The 18,394-nt window shown below is 35.8% G+C and carries 18 protein-coding genes and 1 pseudogene; 11 read left to right on the forward strand and 8 right to left on the reverse strand.

Annotated features, from left to right (window positions below):
- Positions 1–33 precede the first annotated feature (33 nt).
- Positions 34–963: a cysteine synthase A gene (gene cysK, locus U473_RS02140; protein ID WP_068722905.1), complete on the reverse strand. Its 930-nt coding sequence runs from the start codon at positions 961–963 to the stop codon at positions 34–36.
- Between the two features lie 258 nt (positions 964–1,221).
- Between cysK and U473_RS02145 the strand changes: the two genes are divergently transcribed.
- The 5 genes from U473_RS02145 to U473_RS02165 are packed head-to-tail and all read left to right on the forward strand — an operon-like array spanning position 1,222 to position 4,822.
- Complete coding sequence (locus U473_RS02145; RefSeq protein WP_068722907.1) at positions 1,222–1,902, forward strand: response regulator transcription factor; 681 nt, start codon at positions 1,222–1,224, stop codon at positions 1,900–1,902.
- Entirely contained in the window at positions 1,899–3,296 is a 1,398-nt protein-coding gene (locus U473_RS02150) for a HAMP domain-containing sensor histidine kinase (protein WP_235589054.1), read from the forward strand. Before U473_RS02145 ends, U473_RS02150 begins: the two co-directional genes overlap by 4 nt.
- Positions 3,293–3,532, forward strand: coding sequence for a hypothetical protein (locus U473_RS02155; RefSeq protein WP_068722909.1), 240 nt, complete (start codon positions 3,293–3,295; stop codon positions 3,530–3,532). The genes U473_RS02150 and U473_RS02155 overlap by 4 nt, the downstream gene beginning before the upstream one ends.
- Positions 3,533–3,566: 34 nt before the next feature.
- Positions 3,567–4,100 carry a TlpA family protein disulfide reductase gene (locus U473_RS02160; RefSeq protein WP_082732320.1) on the forward strand — a complete coding sequence of 178 codons (534 nt, stop codon included), beginning with the start codon at positions 3,567–3,569 and terminating at the stop codon, positions 4,098–4,100.
- 2 nt (positions 4,101–4,102) lie between these two features.
- The gene (locus tag U473_RS02165; protein WP_068722916.1) at positions 4,103–4,822 is read left to right on the forward strand and encodes a prolipoprotein diacylglyceryl transferase; all 720 of its coding nucleotides are present in this window, start codon (positions 4,103–4,105) and stop codon (positions 4,820–4,822) included.
- Positions 4,823–4,908: 86 nt separating this feature from the next.
- Here the strand turns inward: U473_RS02165 and U473_RS02170 are convergent, their stop codons facing one another.
- Together U473_RS02170 and U473_RS02175 are read right to left on the reverse strand one after the other, a co-directional pair.
- Positions 4,909–5,115: a DUF1657 domain-containing protein gene (locus U473_RS02170; protein WP_068722918.1), complete on the reverse strand. Its 207-nt coding sequence runs from the start codon at positions 5,113–5,115 to the stop codon at positions 4,909–4,911.
- A gap of 74 nt (positions 5,116–5,189) precedes the next feature.
- Positions 5,190–5,543, reverse strand: a complete 354-nt coding sequence (locus U473_RS02175; protein ID WP_068722921.1) for a phage holin family protein — start codon at positions 5,541–5,543, stop codon at positions 5,190–5,192.
- A gap of 143 nt (positions 5,544–5,686) precedes the next feature.
- Here U473_RS02175 and U473_RS02180 point away from each other — a divergent pair, with 143 nt between their 5' ends.
- From U473_RS02180 to trxA, 6 genes are all read left to right on the forward strand, one after another.
- A complete protein-coding gene (locus U473_RS02180; RefSeq protein WP_068722923.1) occupies positions 5,687–8,038 on the forward strand; it encodes an endonuclease MutS2 in 2,352 nt (783 codons plus the stop codon).
- Between the two features lie 52 nt (positions 8,039–8,090).
- Positions 8,091–8,300 (forward strand): DUF350 domain-containing protein, encoded by a 210-nt coding sequence (locus U473_RS02185; protein WP_068722925.1) that lies wholly within the window; start codon positions 8,091–8,093, stop codon positions 8,298–8,300.
- 114 nt (positions 8,301–8,414) lie between these two features.
- A complete protein-coding gene (locus U473_RS02190) occupies positions 8,415–9,245 on the forward strand; it encodes an MFS transporter (protein ID WP_082732321.1) in 831 nt (276 codons plus the stop codon).
- On the forward strand, positions 9,239–9,616 hold the full coding sequence (locus tag U473_RS14100) for a hypothetical protein (RefSeq protein WP_082732322.1): 378 nt from the start codon (positions 9,239–9,241) through the stop codon (positions 9,614–9,616). The genes U473_RS02190 and U473_RS14100 overlap by 7 nt, the downstream gene beginning before the upstream one ends.
- A 6-nt stretch (positions 9,617–9,622) precedes the next feature.
- On the forward strand, positions 9,623–11,101 hold the full coding sequence (locus U473_RS02195; RefSeq protein WP_068722927.1) for a spore germination protein: 1,479 nt from the start codon (positions 9,623–9,625) through the stop codon (positions 11,099–11,101).
- Positions 11,102–11,220: 119 nt separating this feature from the next.
- Positions 11,221–11,538 (forward strand): thioredoxin, encoded by a 318-nt coding sequence (gene trxA, locus U473_RS02200; RefSeq protein ID WP_068722929.1) that lies wholly within the window; start codon positions 11,221–11,223, stop codon positions 11,536–11,538.
- Between the two features lie 22 nt (positions 11,539–11,560).
- On the opposite strand, the gene U473_RS02205 is transcribed toward trxA, so the two are convergent.
- The 5 genes and pseudogenes from U473_RS02205 to U473_RS02220 form a co-directional block, all read right to left on the reverse strand.
- Positions 11,561–13,168, reverse strand: coding sequence for a response regulator transcription factor (locus U473_RS02205; protein WP_068722931.1), 1,608 nt, complete (start codon positions 13,166–13,168; stop codon positions 11,561–11,563).
- The gene (locus U473_RS02210) at positions 13,165–14,535 is read right to left on the reverse strand and encodes a sensor histidine kinase (RefSeq protein WP_082732323.1); all 1,371 of its coding nucleotides are present in this window, start codon (positions 14,533–14,535) and stop codon (positions 13,165–13,167) included. Before U473_RS02210 ends, U473_RS02205 begins: the two co-directional genes overlap by 4 nt.
- The gene (locus U473_RS14105) at positions 14,507–14,968 is read right to left on the reverse strand and encodes a hypothetical protein (protein ID WP_082732324.1); all 462 of its coding nucleotides are present in this window, start codon (positions 14,966–14,968) and stop codon (positions 14,507–14,509) included. Before U473_RS14105 ends, U473_RS02210 begins: the two co-directional genes overlap by 29 nt.
- A 324-nt stretch (positions 14,969–15,292) precedes the next feature.
- Positions 15,293–16,979 (reverse strand): annotated as a pseudogene (locus tag U473_RS02215) (glycoside hydrolase family 13 protein).
- A gap of 102 nt (positions 16,980–17,081) precedes the next feature.
- Positions 17,082–18,394, reverse strand: a 1,313-nt coding sequence (locus U473_RS02220; protein ID WP_068722933.1) for an ABC transporter substrate-binding protein, incomplete at its 5' end; no start/stop codon positions are given.

Below are 18,394 nucleotides of genomic sequence, written 5' to 3' on the forward strand. Positions count from 1 at the left end.
TTATGACTTATGGGAAAGCTCCACTTTTGTGGGTTATAATTGAAACAAGTCACTAGATAAATACCGTTCTCCTGTGTCAGGTGCAATGCAAACGACTACTTCTTCAGGTGAGAAGCGTTTTGCTACCTGTATTGCAGCAAAACATGAAGCACCTGAGGACGGGCCAACAAGAATTCCTTCTTCTCTTGCTAGGCGTCGAGTGATTTCATACGCTTGTTCATCGGTGACTTGGATAATTTCATCATAGACGTTTTGATTGAGAATCGGTGGGATAAACCCTGGGCTTGTACCTACGAGTTTGTGTTTTCCTGGTTGTCCACCAGATAGTACTGGAGAACCAGCTGGTTCTACCACATGCACAGTTAAATGAGGACAATATTTTTTTAATTCTTCCCCTGTTCCCGTAATCGTTCCCCCTGTTCCTGCTGTTGCAACAAAGGCTGCAAACGTTTTTCCGGTTTGCTCAACAGCCTCAATTATTTCAACTGCAGTGGTTGTTCGATGGGCATCAGGATTTGCCATGTTTTCAAATTGCATGGGAATAAAGCTATCAGGAATTTGTTTTGCTAGTTCCTGTGCCTTACGTATCGCTCCAGGCATTCTTTCTTCCCCAGGGGTTAATACAACCTCTGCCCCATATGCTTTTAATAAATTGATTCGTTCGACAGTCATTGTATCAGGCATTACAAGAATCGCTCGATATCCACGGGCTGCTGCATTCATTGCTAAACCAATCCCTGTATTTCCACTAGTCGGTTCAATAATCGTGGATCCTTTTTTAAGTAATCCTTCTTTTTCTGCTTGGATGATCATATTGTAGGCTGCCCGATCTTTCACACTACGACTTGGATTAAACATTTCTAACTTTATGTAAACGTCCGCCCCTTCAGGATCTGCCAAACGGTTAATTTTTACAAGGGGAGTTTGGCCAATCAGTTCAGACATATTGTTCACTACTCGCATATAGATCACTCCTAGTAACTTTTAATTTTAATCTAATATACCACTTTTACCCTCATTTGTATTCAGTTCAATATGCTCTGGAAGCAAGTTTTTGTTTTTTTCTTCATTATTTCTTCATTGATTGTTGATAAACTATATTTTCAAATGATATAAACAATAGATTCAGATATACCCTTTTAGGTATAATAAAGAATAGCAAAATTTTCTTTTCAAATCAGATGAAAACGTCAATAATGAATGTGATAGGAGATGAATAAGATGTCTGCAAAAATTTTGATCGTCGATGATGAAGCACCAATGCGACAATTATTACAACTTTATTTAAAGTATTATTCATATCAACTAGATGAAGCTAGTGACGGAAAAGAAGCTTATGAAAAGGTGTTTAAAAACGATGATTATGATCTAGTCATTTTAGATGTCATGATGCCTGTGATGGATGGTTGGGAAGCATTAGAGAAAATTCGCAAAATCTCTGATGTTCCTATTCTAATGCTTACGGCGAAAGGAAATACAGAGGATAAAGTCGTTGGGTTAACAACTGGTGCTGACGATTATTTAGTTAAACCATTTGAAGAAGCTGAACTAGCTGCACGAGTTCAGGCTTTACTTAGAAGAACTCAGAAAAATAAGGAAGAGGATGAGGTCTTAAAGTATAAAGGAATCATTCTTAATTTATCTTCTAGAGATGCATTTTTTGAAGAGAAACTTATTCCTTTGACACAAACTGAATTTGACCTACTCCGCGTTTTAATTGATCATAAAGGAAAAGTACTTTCTCGTGAACAGTTAGTTGAATTGGTTTGGGGCATCGATTTTATGGGAGAAGATCGAACCGTGGACTCTCATATTAAAAACCTCCGAGAAAAGTTAAGAGAAGCTAATATTGAAGAACAAATCATTCAAACGGTGTGGGGAATTGGGTATAAGGCTCCATGATGAAGATGATTTTGAAACGTTTTAATGGAATTTCTTTTAAGTTAGGGTTATTATTTAGCAGTATTTTTTTAGTTTTATTACTATTACTTGGTTTCACACTATTTGAGCTATTCTCTCACTTGTTTGTTGATTATATTACTCAAGACTTGCTAAAACGTGGAGAAAATCATGCTAAAGTTTTGGAGGAAAACTTTAATGAGACAACGTTAACCCATGTTGCATTAATGGAACAAAACGTCATTACAAATGTTGTTGTCACGAATCAAGAAGGACAAATCTTGGTTGAGTCTGATCCAACCGATAAAGAAATGAAAGAGTATATAAATTTAGGAAATGCAATCAAAATAAGCCGAGTGCTAAACCAAAACTGGGATCAATTAAATTATATTGCTACAGTCTCACCCATTCGTAACGGAAATTTGGGATATGTTTATATGTACTATCCAACGAGCATTTTAAAAGAGATGGTTTTTGTATTAAAATTATTTATTAGTTTAGCGAGTATTGGGATTGTTTTGATCGCTGTAGGTATGATTGTCATCCTCTCTAAAAAGATGACGAAGCCGTTACTAGAAATGAAAGAAGCAACAAATGAAATGGCTAAAGGGGACTACAAGCAACACTTAGATGTAAAGGGAAAAGATGAATTAGCACAACTTGCTGACTCGATTCAATCGTTAGGTGAACAGCTACAATATTATGAAGATACAAGGAATGAATTTTTAGCTAGTGTTTCCCATGAGTTGCGCACACCATTAACTTATTTAACAGGGTATAGTGATATTTTAATCAAAGGTCGAATAGTGGATAAACAGGAACAGCAAACCTACTTAAAAATTATCAATGAAGAAGCAAAACGTGTAACACATCTTGTTAATGATTTATTCGATATGAGTAAAATACAAACAGGACAATTTCAACTAAAAAAGGAATATGTTAATCTCATTAAACTAGTTGAGAAAGTTATCCAGAACCTTAAACCTGTTGCTGAGGGAAAAGGACTTTCTATTCTATTTAATCCGATGATTGATCTTCCTGTGCTTTATCTTGATCCTAATCGAATGGAACAGGTGATTTATAATTTGATTGAAAATGCGATTAAGTATTCGGATCAAGGAGAGATAAGAGTATCTTTAGAGGGAGATAAAGAATTTATCTTCATTAAAATTGAGGATCAGGGAATAGGAGTCCCAGAAAAGGAATTGTCCAGAATTTGGGAACGTTTCTACCGTGTAGAAAAATCAAGAGCAAGGAAGACAGGTGGGACAGGTTTAGGGCTTTACGTTGTTAAGGAAATTGTGCAATTACATGGTGGCCAGATTGAAGCAAAAAGTGTGGAAGGAAAAGGAACAACGATGATCATCAAATTTAAAAGAAAAGATGTGGTTTTATGAATAAATTCCTCGAGACTATTCTTATCATCTTTTTGATGATTATTGGTATATCATTTATCTTATTTGTATTTAGAATGATCTGGCTACCTCCTAGCTCGATGGGAATGATGATGGGAAGAACGATGATGGTTCACCATATGAACTTATGGCTGAGAGGAACATTTTTTATTTTTCTCATTTTTGTTATCTTATTTGTAATTGCTTGGTTTATTGAAAAAAATAAAAGAGATAAATAGATGAGCATAAATATGAAAAGGTAAGGTGTTAAATGTGAAAAAAGGATGGATCAGTATTGCTATTGCGGTCTTAGTTGTTGGAGTGATTATTTTCATGAATCAATCGAATACAGGTAATCGAGATACAAGGCCTGAAGCTGGATTTACGGCTCCAGATTTTACGTTATTGAATGAAGAAGGGAAAGAGGTTACATTAAGTCAGTTAAAAGGAAAACCTGTATTTATCAATTTCTGGGCCTCTTGGTGTCCACCATGTAAAGAAGAGATGCCACTGATCCAGGAAGCCTATGAAAAATATGGGAATCAGGTGGTTTTCTTAGGTGTGAATCTCACATTTCAGGATTCAAGAGAAGAAGCGATTTCTTTCATGAAATCGAATGGATATGAAATGCCTATTTTATTTGATGATAATCCCGATGTTAAAAAGACAGTGGCCAAGCTTTACCGAGCTGAAAGTATTCCAACTAGCTTCTTTATCGACAAGAATGGCGTGATTCAGGTCAAAAAAATTGGAGCGATGAATTACGATGAAATTGAATCAAATATCAATAAAATAATAGGAGATTAATGATGGATGCAAATCAAATTTTAAGTTTGGGACCTTTACAAATCCCCGTCAATTGGCTGATTTTGTTTGCGGGGTTACTTATTGCAGTTTTTATCACCGAAAAAATAGCTCGAAAAAGAAATTGGGAGAAGGAAAAATGGTCTGACTTACTATTGATTCTTTTTCTTTCCTTTTTGATCGTCTACAAATTCGGATGGATTTTATTTGATTTAAAAAGAGTGATTCAAAACCCAGGGATCATCATCTGGACATCTGGTTCAACCGCTAGTCTATGGCTGGCATTTATTTTGTCAGCACTCGTTTTAATTTATAAAATAAAAAAGGAACGTTACCCCATTTATGATTTTTTTGAACTAAGTTGGCTTACATTAACGATTACATTGTTTCTTTATTACCTTTTCATTATGGATTATGGAAAAGTGACTAGCTTTATTTTTGGGGTTTCATTGGAAGGTGAATCAAGCTACCTATACCATCCTGTAAACTGGTATAAGGCCTTTTGGCTTGGACTTTTATTAATCATTCGTTTTGGAATTTGGTCTAAATTAGATGAAAACCATTTAATGCTACTATACGTTGCTTTTGGTATGGGGCTTCTAATTATTTCTATCTTTGATGTCTCTATGCAACTATATTTTGGCTTAACAGTGGAACAATGGTTTTTCTTAATCATCGCCTTAATTGGCGGAATAGGTTTGCTAAGAAAAAAACGTAATGAGTGAAAGAAAAAAACATAATGGTAAATAAGATAAAGCCCGCTGTATAAAACGGGCTTTATCTCTTTAATCATTCCCCTATGGGGTTTTCTTTACTGTTGTTTATATTGTGGCTCTTCAGTTGATACATAATTTAGACGAGCTTGTAGTGCAGAGATTGTATTATCCATATTCTGAGCCAACTGGTTAAACATTTGTTTTGCTTGTTGATCTTGTGTTTCTAGTGCAAATGTTTTTAGACTTGCGGAAACACTTTGAGCACTTGCAATGGCTTGTTGTAATTGAGTTCCAATGGTCATTCTAATCACCTCACTTTCCCACAGTGAATAGAATGTCCCAAATTCTTATTTCATATGATGTAAATTTTTGTAATTTAGTCTCGATCTTTGCCAGTAAATTTGGCCTTGATAGGAACAAACAAATCGATAATTCCAATGACTAGTGCTGCGATTAAAGCACCCAGAATCGTAACTCGAACGCCTGGAATAAAGAACTGGGTAAGATAAATGACTAAAGCACTAACCAGAAATCCAACGACTCCTCGACTATAAGGTGAAACATCTTTACCGAAGAATGCTTCAATCACCCAACCTAATACTGCGATCACTAAAGCAGCTAATAAGGCATTCCAAAACCCATTAACAGCAAAGTTAGGGACAAGGAAGCCAACAAACATCAAAACAAATGCAGCAACAACAAAACGGACAATGTGTCTTAAAATTGTCATGATTCATTACCTCCATATTCCATATAGAAAAAATTTTATCTCCTATTATCATTTCCATTTCACATGATTTTATAACCTACAATGGTATAATAACTTGTATATGATATTATAAATTTTTTAAATTGCTGAAGGAGGACATATTTGTGGATATCCGGGGATTAAGAACATTAGAATTCCCTAAAGTGATAGAGATGTTAATAAAAAAAGCTTCAACGACCATGGGAAAGGAATGGGCCGAAGGACTAACACCTAATAACGATTTTCAGATGGTTGAAGTTGCTCAACAAGAGACAAAGGAAGCAATGGATGCCATTCGGCTAAAGGGTGGAATTTCTTTTGGCGGTGTTAGAGATATTCGCGTTTCGATTAAAAGAGCAAAAATTGGTGGAGATCTAACAACTGAACAATTATTAGAAGTAGCTAGTACGGTTTATGCAGGGAGAAAAATAAAACGTTTCATCTCCAAATTAACAGAAGATACTTCTCTTCCGATTCTCCTCTCTCATTCAGAACAAATCACTGAATTAGGCTTTCTTGAAGATAAAATTAACGCTTGTATCAACGAGTATGGAGAAGTTGTAGATTCGGCAAGTCCTGAGTTAAGAACAATAAGGCAACAAATTCGAATGTTTGAGGGTAGGGTAAAGGAAAAATTAGAACAGATTTTACGTAATGCTAGTTATCAAAAAATGCTTCAAGAAAATATTGTAACGATTCGCAATTCCCGTTATGTCATTCCCGTAAAACAAGAATATCGCTCTGTTTTTGGTGGGATCGTACATGACCAGTCTGCTTCAGGGGCTACACTCTTTATTGAGCCTGAAGTTGTTGTCCAAATTAACAACCAATTAAAAGAACAGCTATTAAAAGAAGAAAAAGAGATCGAACGGATTCTAAAAATGTTAAGTGATGAAGTTCGCAATGTAGCAGATTCCTTGGAAATCAATATTCTGCATCTTGGTCAGCTTGACTTTATTCAGGCAAAAGCTGAGCTTGCAAAAGAAATGAAGGCCATCCAACCTAAATTAAACCAAAATGGTTTTCTCAACTTTAAAAAAGCAAGACATCCGTTGATCCCAGCAGATCAAGTGGTCCCAATCGATGTACAGTTAGGTAAGGATTACCGAGCGATTGTCATTACCGGGCCGAATACGGGTGGAAAAACGGTTACATTAAAAACCATTGGCTTATTAACTTTAATGGCGATGTCTGGGCTACACATCCCTGCAGAAGAGGGAAGTGAAATTGCAGTATTTTCTTCTGTATTTGCTGATATTGGCGATGAGCAAAGTATTGAGCAAAGTTTGAGTACCTTTTCAGGGCATTTAACCAATATCATTAAAATTCTAAACCATATGGATAAAGGAAGCCTCATTTTACTTGATGAATTAGGTGCAGGAACAGATCCAACAGAAGGTGCCGCTTTAGCGATTGCTATTCTTGAAAAAATCCGTAGCATCAATGCTAGGGTGGTCGCAACAACCCATTATAGTGAATTAAAAGCATATGCATACAACTCTAAAGATGTGATGAATGCTAGCGTGGAATTTGATGTACAGACCTTAAGGCCAACCTATCGACTACTCATTGGTGTTCCTGGTCGAAGTAATGCTTTTGCGATTGCAAAACGACTAGGATTATCTGAAGAGATTATCGACTTTGCAAAAGGACAAATCAGTGAGGATAATCTCCAAGTTGAATCAATGATTGCATCGCTTGAGGTGAATAAAAAAACGGCTGAGCTTGAGCGATTGGAAGCTGAAAAATTAAGAATAGAAGTAGAAGAACTACGGCTTAAATTAGATAAACAGGTTGAAAGACTTGAGGAAGAAAGGATGAAGCTTTTACAAAAAGCTAAACATGATGCAGAAGAAATAGTGAAAAAGGCTAGAAGAGAAGCAGATGAAGTGATTTCTGAATTAAGGAAAATGGCTAAAGAAGAACAAGCAGGAATCAAAGAACATCGCCTGATTGAAATGAAAAAACGCTTAGAAGAAACGATACCAGAAGTAAAAAAATCGAAAATGATTAAGACGAATAAAAATCAAATCATTGAACCAGGTGATGAAGTAAAAGTTCAAAGCTTTGGTCAAAAAGGGATCGTAGTAGAAAAAATAGATGAAAATGAATATCTGGTACAAATTGGAATATTAAAAATGAAAGTAAACAAATCAGACCTTGTTCTTATCACAGAAAAAAGTAAAGAAAGTAAAGAAGTGGTGATGACAGGGATTAAAAGAAATACGGATTTTGTTAAGCCTGAGCTGGATTTACGGGGAAGCACGGTAGAAGATGCCATCATGGAGATTGATCGTTATCTAGATGAGGCGTTTATCGCTGGATATGGTCAAGTATCCATTATTCATGGGAAAGGTACCGGTGCATTAAGAACAGGAATTCAAGATTTTTTGCGAAAGCATCCCCATGTAAAACAAACGAGAATGGGTCAATTTGGTGAAGGTGGATCAGGCGTAACCGTAGTGGAATTAAAGTAAATTTGAATGAAAGCATACTCTGTAGAAAAATAAAAAGGAAGAGGTGTTTGATTTGTCAGTTTGGGAGAATATGTACGTATTAACTGCTGCTTATTTTATTCTAGCAGTCGTCTCCATTATCATCTTTTTAGCCATCTTTGAAGTAGTTACCAAATATGATGATTGGCAAGAAATAAAAAATGGGAATCTATCTGTAGCGATGGCAATAGGAGGGAAAATTGTAGCTATTGCGATTATTTCTTGCGTTTTCTATTTATCATAATGATTCCCTTTGGGGAGCCTGTTGATATTCGTTTAAAAAACATTGTTGGTACGTTTAACCAGCAATGTTTTTTTGTGCTTTTGGGAATAGTAATAGGAGGATTTTTATGGAGTGATGTCATTGTTAAATAAAGATGCAAAGTTACTACTTTTAGTCAGCACCTTATTTACCATTGCTGTGGCTTTATCCAATACTTTCGTGAATGTATATCTGTGGAAAATAGTAAAAAATTATTTTGTCATTGGCTGGTTTAACTTTTTTCATTTTACTGGGATGATGATTACCTTCATTCTTGCAGGGAAAATGGCAAAAACCATGGATCGAATTTTCTTGTTACGATTGGGTGTTGGCATGTTATCGGTCTTTTTTCTAGTGGTGCTTCTATTAGGAGATAAAGCGGCCAATCATTATATCCTTGTAGGACTCTTGATCGGAATCGGCCAAGGATTCTATTGGTTTTCTTTTAACCTTCTATATTTTGAAATTACTGATCCTGATAACAGGGATATTTTTAATGGAATGAATGGACTATTTACTTCTGTTGGTGGTATGATTGCCCCATTTCTTTCTGGTTGGTTTTTATCCCACCAAAAGGGTGTTACAGGCTATAAAACCATTTTTTTTATCTCTCTTTTAGTTTTTTTATTAGCGGTAATCGTTAGTTTCTTTTTTTATAAAAGAAAATCGATTGGTCAGTACCGATTAAAACAAGTCATCAAGCAAACCCTACATCAAAAAGCTTGGAGCCATGTCTTTTTGGCGATGATGGCACAGGGTGGTCGAGAAGGTGTAATTACCTTTCTGATTGGTTTATTGGTTTATATCTATACGAAAAATGAGTTTTCTTTAGGTACCTATTCAATGGTCATTTCAGGAGTATCACTGGTTACTTATTTTTTGGTTGGAAAATGGTTAAAAAAACATGGAGGAATCATTCAATGCTGATTGGTTCAATCATGATGTCTGTGGCTGTGATACCTATGTTTTTAGATACAAATTATACCACGCTTTTAATTTATGGAATTGGTACAAGTATTTTTGCCCCTTTATATTTTATCCCGCTAACATCGGTTGTTTTTGATTTAATTGGAATAAATGAAGATTCGGCTAATCTAAGGGATGAGTATATCGTAATTAGAGAAATTGGGCTTAACCTAGGTAGAATGTTTAGTGTTTTGATATTTATTTTTTTAATAGCAACAGTGGGTGAAAAGAGTTTGCGTTTCCTTCTATTAGTAACGGGTAGCTTACCTATTTTAACATGGTTTTTTATGAAAACGTTGGCAGTGAAGGGGTATGAGCTTGAAGGAGAGTGAAAATACGTGGCAGTTAACCAATTGGAAGGGAAAAAATTAACGAAGCATCTAGATGAAAATGTAAAGTTAATCAATGAAATCCTTGGAGTTGGAAAAAGCTTCGATGTCATTCATCGAGAACTTCATTATGCTGGCTTAGATTTTGCTCTATACTTTGTCGATGGCTTTGCCAAGGATGACATTATGAACCGAATCATGCAATATTTAGGTAAACTTGAACACGAAAAACTCGTTCCTAATACCGTGAAAAAATTATTAGAACAACATATTGGTTATTTAGAAGTTGAATTAACAGATGATGTGAAAAAAATTGTAACTCAGGTTTTATCTGGGCCGTTAGCTTTACTAGTTGAAGGAGAAGAAAAAGCCATTTTAATAGATGCTAGAACATATCCTGCAAGAGGACCAGAAGAACCAGATATTGAACGAGTGGTAAGAGGATCGAGAGATGGTTTTGTGGAAACGTTAATTTTCAATACAGCATTGACCAGAAGGCGATTACGAGATCCCTCTTTAAGAATGGAATATATGCAAATAGGAGAACGTTCAAAAACGGATATGGCAATTGCTTACTTAGAAGATGTGGCCAATCCAGATTTAGTAGAACTGATTAAAGAAAAGCTTTCTAACATTGAGATCGACGGTCTTCCTATGGCAGAAAAAACCTTAGAAGAATATTTGTTTAAAAATCATTGGAATCCCTACCCTATGGTGAGATATACAGAAAGACCTGACGTAGCTACAGTTCATTTATTAGAAGGGCATGTCTTGATTTATGTCGATACATCGCCAAGTGTCATGATTACTCCAACTACTCTATTCCATCATGTGCAACATGCAGAAGAGTATCGACAAAAGCCGATTTTGGGTGCTTATTTAAGATGGGTTCGTTTTTTTGCAATGGTCGTTTCTGTGTTTTTGTTACCTTTATGGTACCTAGTGGTTAATAATCCTTCTCTTTTACCAAAAGAATTACAATTTATTGAACCAAATAAGGTTGGGGAAATTTCAATTTTCTGGCAGTTTATGATTGCCGAATTGGGACTAGATATTTTAAGAATGGCAGCCGTACATACCCCTTCAGCGTTGGCAACGGCGATGGGCTTAATTGCAGCAATCGTGATTGGGCAAATGGCTGTTGATGTAGGACTCTTTACAAAAGAAGTGATCCTTTATATATCAATTGCAGGAATCGGAACCTTTGCAACACCAAGTTATGAATTGAGTTTGGCGAACCGGGTCGTCCGAATTGGTTTGTTGATCATCATTTATTTATTTGGAACTGTTGGTTTCATTATTGGTATCGTACTATGGTTCCTTTTATTAGTTTTTTCCAAGTCTCTAGATACACCTTATCTTTGGCCACTTATTCCCTTTAATGGAAAGGCATTATTAGATGTGTTAGTTCGCTCACCCATGCCTTATAAAAATAAAAGGCCAAAGATATTGTCACCCGATGATCCTGATCGAAGCCCAGGAACTTAAGTATTAGTTTCTTCTTTGATTTTTTGGGTATTGGATATTTTGGTTCTGACATGATATACTGTATACTGTATCTCATTATTAGAAGATTTCTTTTTTGAGGAAGAAGGAGGATTTTTAAAATGGCAATTGTTCATGTAACTGATCAATCTTTTGCAACTGATGTAGAAAGCACAGGCACAGTGCTTGTAGATTTCTGGGCACCATGGTGTGGCCCATGTAAAATGATCGCACCTGTATTAGAAGAAATTGATCAGGAAATTGGAAATAAGCTTACCATTGCGAAATTAAATGTTGATGATAACCCATCCTCTGCTGCAAAATATGGCATTATGGGAATCCCAACATTATTGTTATTCCAAAATGGTAAACCAGTAGAAAAAATTGTAGGTTTTCAACCAAAAGAACAATTAATGGCAACCATTAGCAAACATCTATAATAGCTAAAATATGTAGAACCCCCTAAAGTTTTAGGGGGTTTTTGATTATTTTGCTTTTTCTATAATCGTTTGGCGTAAACCCTGTATATTTTTTAAAAACCTTACTGAAATATTTTTCATCCTGGTAACCAACCAGACTGGCAATTTCACGGATAGGTAGATTGGAGTAGGTGAGTAATTCTTTTGCTTTGTCCATTCGAATCTTTACCATATAATCAGTGATATTCTCATTGTATTCTTGTTTAAATTTGCGGGAAATATATTCACGGCTAAGAAAAAAACGTTCTGAAATATGGTGAAGTTTAATATCTGTTTGGTAATTATTTTCTAGAAACTGTTTGATTTCATAGATGATATTACTTTCTTTTTTCACCTTTTCTTTATGATAAACAGAAAATAATGCAATAAACTGTTTGCGTTTTTCTTCCTTGAATTTTTCTATAGCTATACTTCCGCGCTCATCCCAAAAAATAATTCTTTCATCCCGAAAGTCACTTGACTTTATCTCGATTTCATCTAACCATTGGTTCTTAAGGATTTGATATTCTCTCTCCCAAATTTCTAATTGTTCCAAAGATAGATGTTGGTTGGTTTCTAATGTCGTAAATATTTCATTTAAAATATCTAACATGTGTTTTTCATTGCCGCTATACATTGCAAGACCGATTTCTTTAGAATAATCAAGAAGGTGTATGATTTTTCCGGCAGATACATCATTCTCATTGAAAATGGGCAGCATCCCGTTTATGCGGATTAGATTCACTTTGTTTAAAACATGTAATGCAGCTTTATAGGATCGGTGTAAATTGGAGAATTCAACACTGGTCCCCATAGCGAAGATACATGATAATTTTAAAGTATCCAATACGGCTCGATATATTTTTTTGATGACATCTTCAAAACGGTCTAAATTCTTCCATACCAGCAGAATAATTTCACTTTCTTTATTTAGATTGCGAAAGGCAATTCCTATATCATTTTTCCGTAAGTATTCATTAAAAATATTAAGCAGAGAAAAATAAAACAAATCCATATTTCCGTGATATTTTTCTTTAGCACGGGTATTCAGGTAAACAATCACTGCTTGGCATTCCGTTTGGCTGTCAAGTTTAAATTCCTCATTTACTTTTTTATACATATAAGAATGATTAGAAGAAGATTCTCCAAGCAGGTGAGTAAATAAATGATCCAAATAGATATGTTTTGCTTCATTTAAATCCATGCTGTTTTTAAGTTTAATCTTACGTTCATGTTCATCTTGATGCCAATCATTTACAGCATTCCCTAAGGTTTGATTTAATATTTTTTCGTCAATCGGCTTTAAAATATAATCATAACTGCTGTAGTGAATCGCGGTTCGCATCAATTGATAATCATCAAATCCGCTGATCACAATAATCTTGCTCTTAAAGCCTTGCTCTTGAATCCATTGCAAAAGAGCAACCCCATCTTTTTTTGGCATCATCATATCGGTAATAATAATCTCAGGACGATGCTTTATAATGAGCTCCATGGCTTCTTCTCCGTCACCGGCTTCAAATATACTGTCAATTCCAAGCTGCTTCCATCTGGCTAATAATTGAACTGCTTCGCGTACATGTGCTTCATCATCAATAATTATGGCTTTCAATGAATCACCCTCTCAAAAGCTATCGGTATTATCAATTCTATGCCAAAACCACTGTCTTGAAGATTGTAAATTTTTATACTCGCTTGATTTCCGTAGTATAGCTTAAGTCTTTGGTAAACATTTTTCAGGCCTATGCTTTCACCCTCGATTCTCTCAAATCCGTTATCTGTCTCTATCATGGATTGAAGCATATGAAGTTTCTCTACTAGAATTCCCTTACCGTTATCCTCAATCACAATCTGAAATTGTTGATCATTTAATACTTTACAAATAATATTTAACCTTCCAACTATTTTGCTGTAGTCAAATCCGTGCTTGAAGTAATTCTCCAATAAGGGTTGAAAGATCATTTTTGGAACTAGTGTCGTATAAAGTGCTTGATCAATATCGATGTAATAATCAAATTTTTCATCAAAGCGCTGCTTTTGGAGTACAAGATAGGACTCAGCATATCCGATTTCCCTATGAAGCGGAACCAAATTTTCCTCAATATTCATTCCATATCTCATGATTTGCGAGAGAGAAGTTATTAGGGAATATACCTGAGCACCTTGATTTTTTAAAGCTAAGGTTCCGATAGATTGTAGCGAGTTATATAAAAAATGCGGGTTGATTTGAGATTGCAAGGCTTTCAGCTGATTTATTTTATTTTCAATTTCTAATCGGTATTCTTGATCAATTAAATGATTAATTCTCTCAACCATCGATTTAAAATGTTTCCCCAGCAAACCAAACTCATCATTGCCCAATGAATCAAAATCGGTCTCCAATCTTCCGGATTCGATCTTTTTAATCGTATTGATTAAAATATTAATCGGAGAAGTAATTCTAAATGAGATAAACAAAGTGGCTAAGACAACGATACCTAGAAACAACAGACCGATGAGGATATTCATGACAGCGATTTCACGCGCCCTTTTATACAGGTGCTCATAAGGTATTCGCTTTACAATAAGCCAATTGTCGTAAGGTGCAGATAATTTATCATAAACAAGGACACCGGAAAACCGATCATCTGCCCATTCAAAGCTTTGCTGCTGTTTCTGTCCTGTTATGATTTGATCGTACCACTTTTCATGATTCATCTTACCGATTAAGGACTGATCGGAAGAGTAAACGATATGTCCTGTCTGATCCATTAAATAAAAATCTTCTGTTCCCAATGTGTAAAGACGATTTCCAATGGATTCTATTTTCTCTAAATCCACATCAATCGAAAGAAAACCAAGAAATTGTGAAGATGGTATCTGTTTTAAGCTATGGTGAAAGCTGACTACATTGATTGATGGGTTTTTAGGGATCAGCAAAAATCCATAATCGTTAATCTTATGTGTTGGTTCAATGGTAAAATATGATTGACTCTCCATTAATTTTTCGATAAGGGTGTTCTTCTAATCCCTTTTCATTTTTTCGGCTAAGAATATTATCATTGAAAACGATTAAATCGTTTTTACTCTTATCGATATAAAGATAGATTTGTTTTATATCATCCCTGGTACTGTAAAGATTAAAGAGTGCTCTCTTAAGCTCCTGATACCGCTCTAAATCATCGTTTATTCCGAATTCAAGGATATTCATAAAATTACGGTTTAGATAAAGAGTTAAAGGAATCTGGTTAATACTCTGAAAATAATCGGATAAATCATATTTTGCCTGATGAATCAGCTTATAATTTTCAGTTATAAACTGATCTTTTAATGACTCCTTTGTATAATAATAAGTGATTGCAATAGAGGTGCCAAAAGGTATGACTGTGACCAGCATAAGAAACAGGATTAATTTATTTCTTATTTTATACAAAGGTAAACTCCTCCTCTTATGCATTGATGGGAATTGGTATATTGTATTCTGGCTCCGACGTCCGCTGTCTTTGAAGCACAGGATGTGCAAATGTCGACGTTGTCACAGGAGGTGACGTTTTTTAGTCAACCTTCCATCCGAAGGTAGCCATAGGCCACAAGTGACGCTATAGCACTACGTGCTAAGTCGTCCTATGTCGCTTTCATACAATATACCAAATTCCCTTTATGAGATCTATTTGATAAAACATAAAGTTAATATCTTTTCTCGTAAAAATATGATGTAAATGAATTCAACTTAAAATGATCGTTTTCCTTCCTCCTCTTAATTTTTGAGCCGATAAACACGAGCTTCATAGGGTTGCATAATAAAAGAATCAATTCTGCCTTCATTCTCTACCGGATAATTGCTGATTAATAAATCTACGGATTGATAGACCACCTTTTCCGGTAATACAAATGTTGTTGCTGCTTCGTAAAAATTCAGAACAATGAGCAGCTTTTCTCCGTTGTATGTACGGGTATAAGCGTAAATTTGTTCATGATCTTCCAATAACAGATCATAGGTTCCGTAAACGATAGTCGGATTTTCTTTCCGCAGACGAATCAATTCTTTGTAGTAATAAAAAATAGATTCTTTATCCTGTAATGCTTGATCCACATTGATTTCTTTATAATTAGGATTAACTGCTAACCATGGCGTACCATCGGAAAACCCGGCATTCTTGCAGTCATTCCACTGCATTGGGGTTCTGGCATTATCCCGTCCCTTTTTATAGATAAGATTCATTAATGTTTCAACATCTTCAGTTCCTTTTTTTATTTTTTCACGGTACCAATTCAGGGTTTCAATATCCCGGTAATCATCTATTTTTTCAAATTTAACATTGGTCATGCCAATTTCTTCACCCTGATAAATATAAGGGGTTCCTTTCATCATATGGAGGCAGGTTGCAAGCATCTTGGCGGATTCCACCCGATATTTCGTATCATTTCCGAAGCGTGATACCATACGGGGCTGATCGTGATTATTTAAATAGAGGCTATTCCAGCCTTTTCCTTCCAATCCTTTTTGCCACTTCGTCATCACTTGCTTAAACCGGATTAAATTCAACTCCCGAACATCCCATTTTCCGCTAGGTCCCGAATCAAGGTCCATATGTTCAAATTGAAAAACCATATTTAATTCATTCCGGTCTTCACCGGTATAAAGTGCAGCGTCATCAGGAGTAACTTCAGGTGTTTCGCCGACGGTCATAATATTGTAATTGGAAAGCACCCTATTGTGCATCTCTTGTAAATAACGGTGTACACTGGGTCCGTTTGCATAATATTTTGTCCCGGGAAGCGTATTGTTGTCCATTTATGGCCGGAGCATCCGGGAGATCGGCATGTTTTGAAATAAAATTAATGACATCCATTCTGAAGCCGTCAATCCCTTTATCCAGCCACCATTTCATCATCTTATATATTTCATCGCGTACTTTGGGATTTTCCCAGTTCAAGTCAGGCTGTTTTTTGCTAAATAAATGGAGATAATATTCCTCTGTGTTTTCATCATACTCCCAAGTTGAACCGCTGAAAAAGGATTCCCAGTTGTTTGGTTCCTTTCCGTCTTTCCCTTTTCTCCAAATGTAATAGTCCCTATAGGGGTTATCTTTGGATTGGCGGGATTGAAGAAACCACGGATGCTGATCAGAAGTATGATTGACAACAAGATCCATGATCAGTCTGATTCCTCTTTTATGCATTTCGGCAAGAAGCTCTTCCCAATCCTCTAAAGTTCCAAATTCGTCCATGATCTCATAATATTCGCTTATATCGTAGCCGTTGTCATCATTGGGCGACTTATAAACGGGAGAAAGCCAGATCACATCCACTCCGAGTTCCTTCAGATAATCCAGTTTTGCTTGAATCCCTTTTAAATCACCGACGCCGTCTCCGTTAGAGTCCATGAAACTTCTCAGATAAATTTGGTAAACAACACTTTTCTTCCACCATTGGTTTTCCATCAGATCATACCCCTCAATCCGTAAATTAACGTTAAGAAAAAACTGGTTATAATACAAAACCAGTTTTTTCTTTAATCTATTCAATAATTTTTATCCCATTTATTATTTCTTTAAATTATCCCAAGCTGTTTGCAAGTCGTTTAAGAATTGATCCTTCGACTTTTGCCCGCCGACATAAGCTTGCATAATTGAACCAAATTCATTGATGACTCCGTCAGGGTATTTAAACCAGTTCCAAGAAAGAGTCTTGTTTTCATTGGAATATTTAATAATATCATCGGCAAGAGCTCCTAAACCGGTAGCTTCTATGTTATCAAAGGCAGGGATAAATTTAAACTTCTGAACGATGTAGGATTTTCCGACATCGGAGCTTACCATCCAATTTAAGAATTTCTTCGCTTCTTCCTTGTTAGGTGAATTTTTATTAACTACCCAGTTGTTTGGAACACCTACCGGAAGTTTATCCATCGCTTCAGCATCATTATTGATTGGAATTGGCAAGAAACCCATATTAATATTCGGATTAATTTCCAATATCATATTGGTTGTCCAGTTACCTTGTTGCATCATCGCTGTTTGACCGCTGGCGAATTGAGTAACCTGAGTATTGTAATCGGTTGTTAACGGATTTTTATTGCCGTATTTTATTGTTAAATCAAAAAGGTTCATAAATTCTTCGAATTTTTCATTGCCCGGGATTTTGGCTGTTCCGCTGTTCAGGCCTTGAATAAATTCATCAGGATTCGGTTGTTGTGCAAACGGAATATTCAGCAAATGAATACCCAATACCCACCATTCGCCATAGCCGACGGAAAAAGGTGTAATACCTGCATCGTTTAGTTTTTTTGCAGCTGCTTCTAACTCATCCAACGTTTTAGGTAAGTTTGTAATGCCTGCTTTGGCAAATAAATCTTTATTGTAGATAAATCCGTATCCCTCTAGATTCAAAGGCTGACCATAAATCTTTCCGTCAATAGTCATAGGAACTTTTGCAGATGGATAAACATGGCTGACCCAAGGTTGATCAGATAAATCTTCTAATTTATTTAACCATGTTTGAGCCTCGGCAAATCCGCCGTTATTAAATATATCAGGCTCATTTCCTGATGCAAACTGTGCTTTTAATGCAGCACCGTAATCAGCGCCGCCGCCTACAGTCTGAACATTGACCTTAACATTGGGGTTTTCTTTTTCATATTCCTTTGCTAATTGTTCCAGATCCTCCGCAATTTCAACCTTGAATTGGAAGATGCTTAAGGTAATGTTTTCCTTTTCAGCTGGTTGTGCCGGTGTTGTGCTGCTGTTGGCTTGATCGGCTTCGGTCTTTGCCGGTGCTTCAGTGGTTGTCGAACAAGCAGATAAAGATAATAGCATGATGATAGAAATAATAAGAGTGACTACAGTAAGCCTTTTCA

The organism is Tepidibacillus decaturensis, from assembly GCF_001561915.1.
Classification (GTDB): Bacteria; Bacillota; Bacilli; order Tepidibacillales; family Tepidibacillaceae; genus Tepidibacillus_B; species Tepidibacillus_B infernus.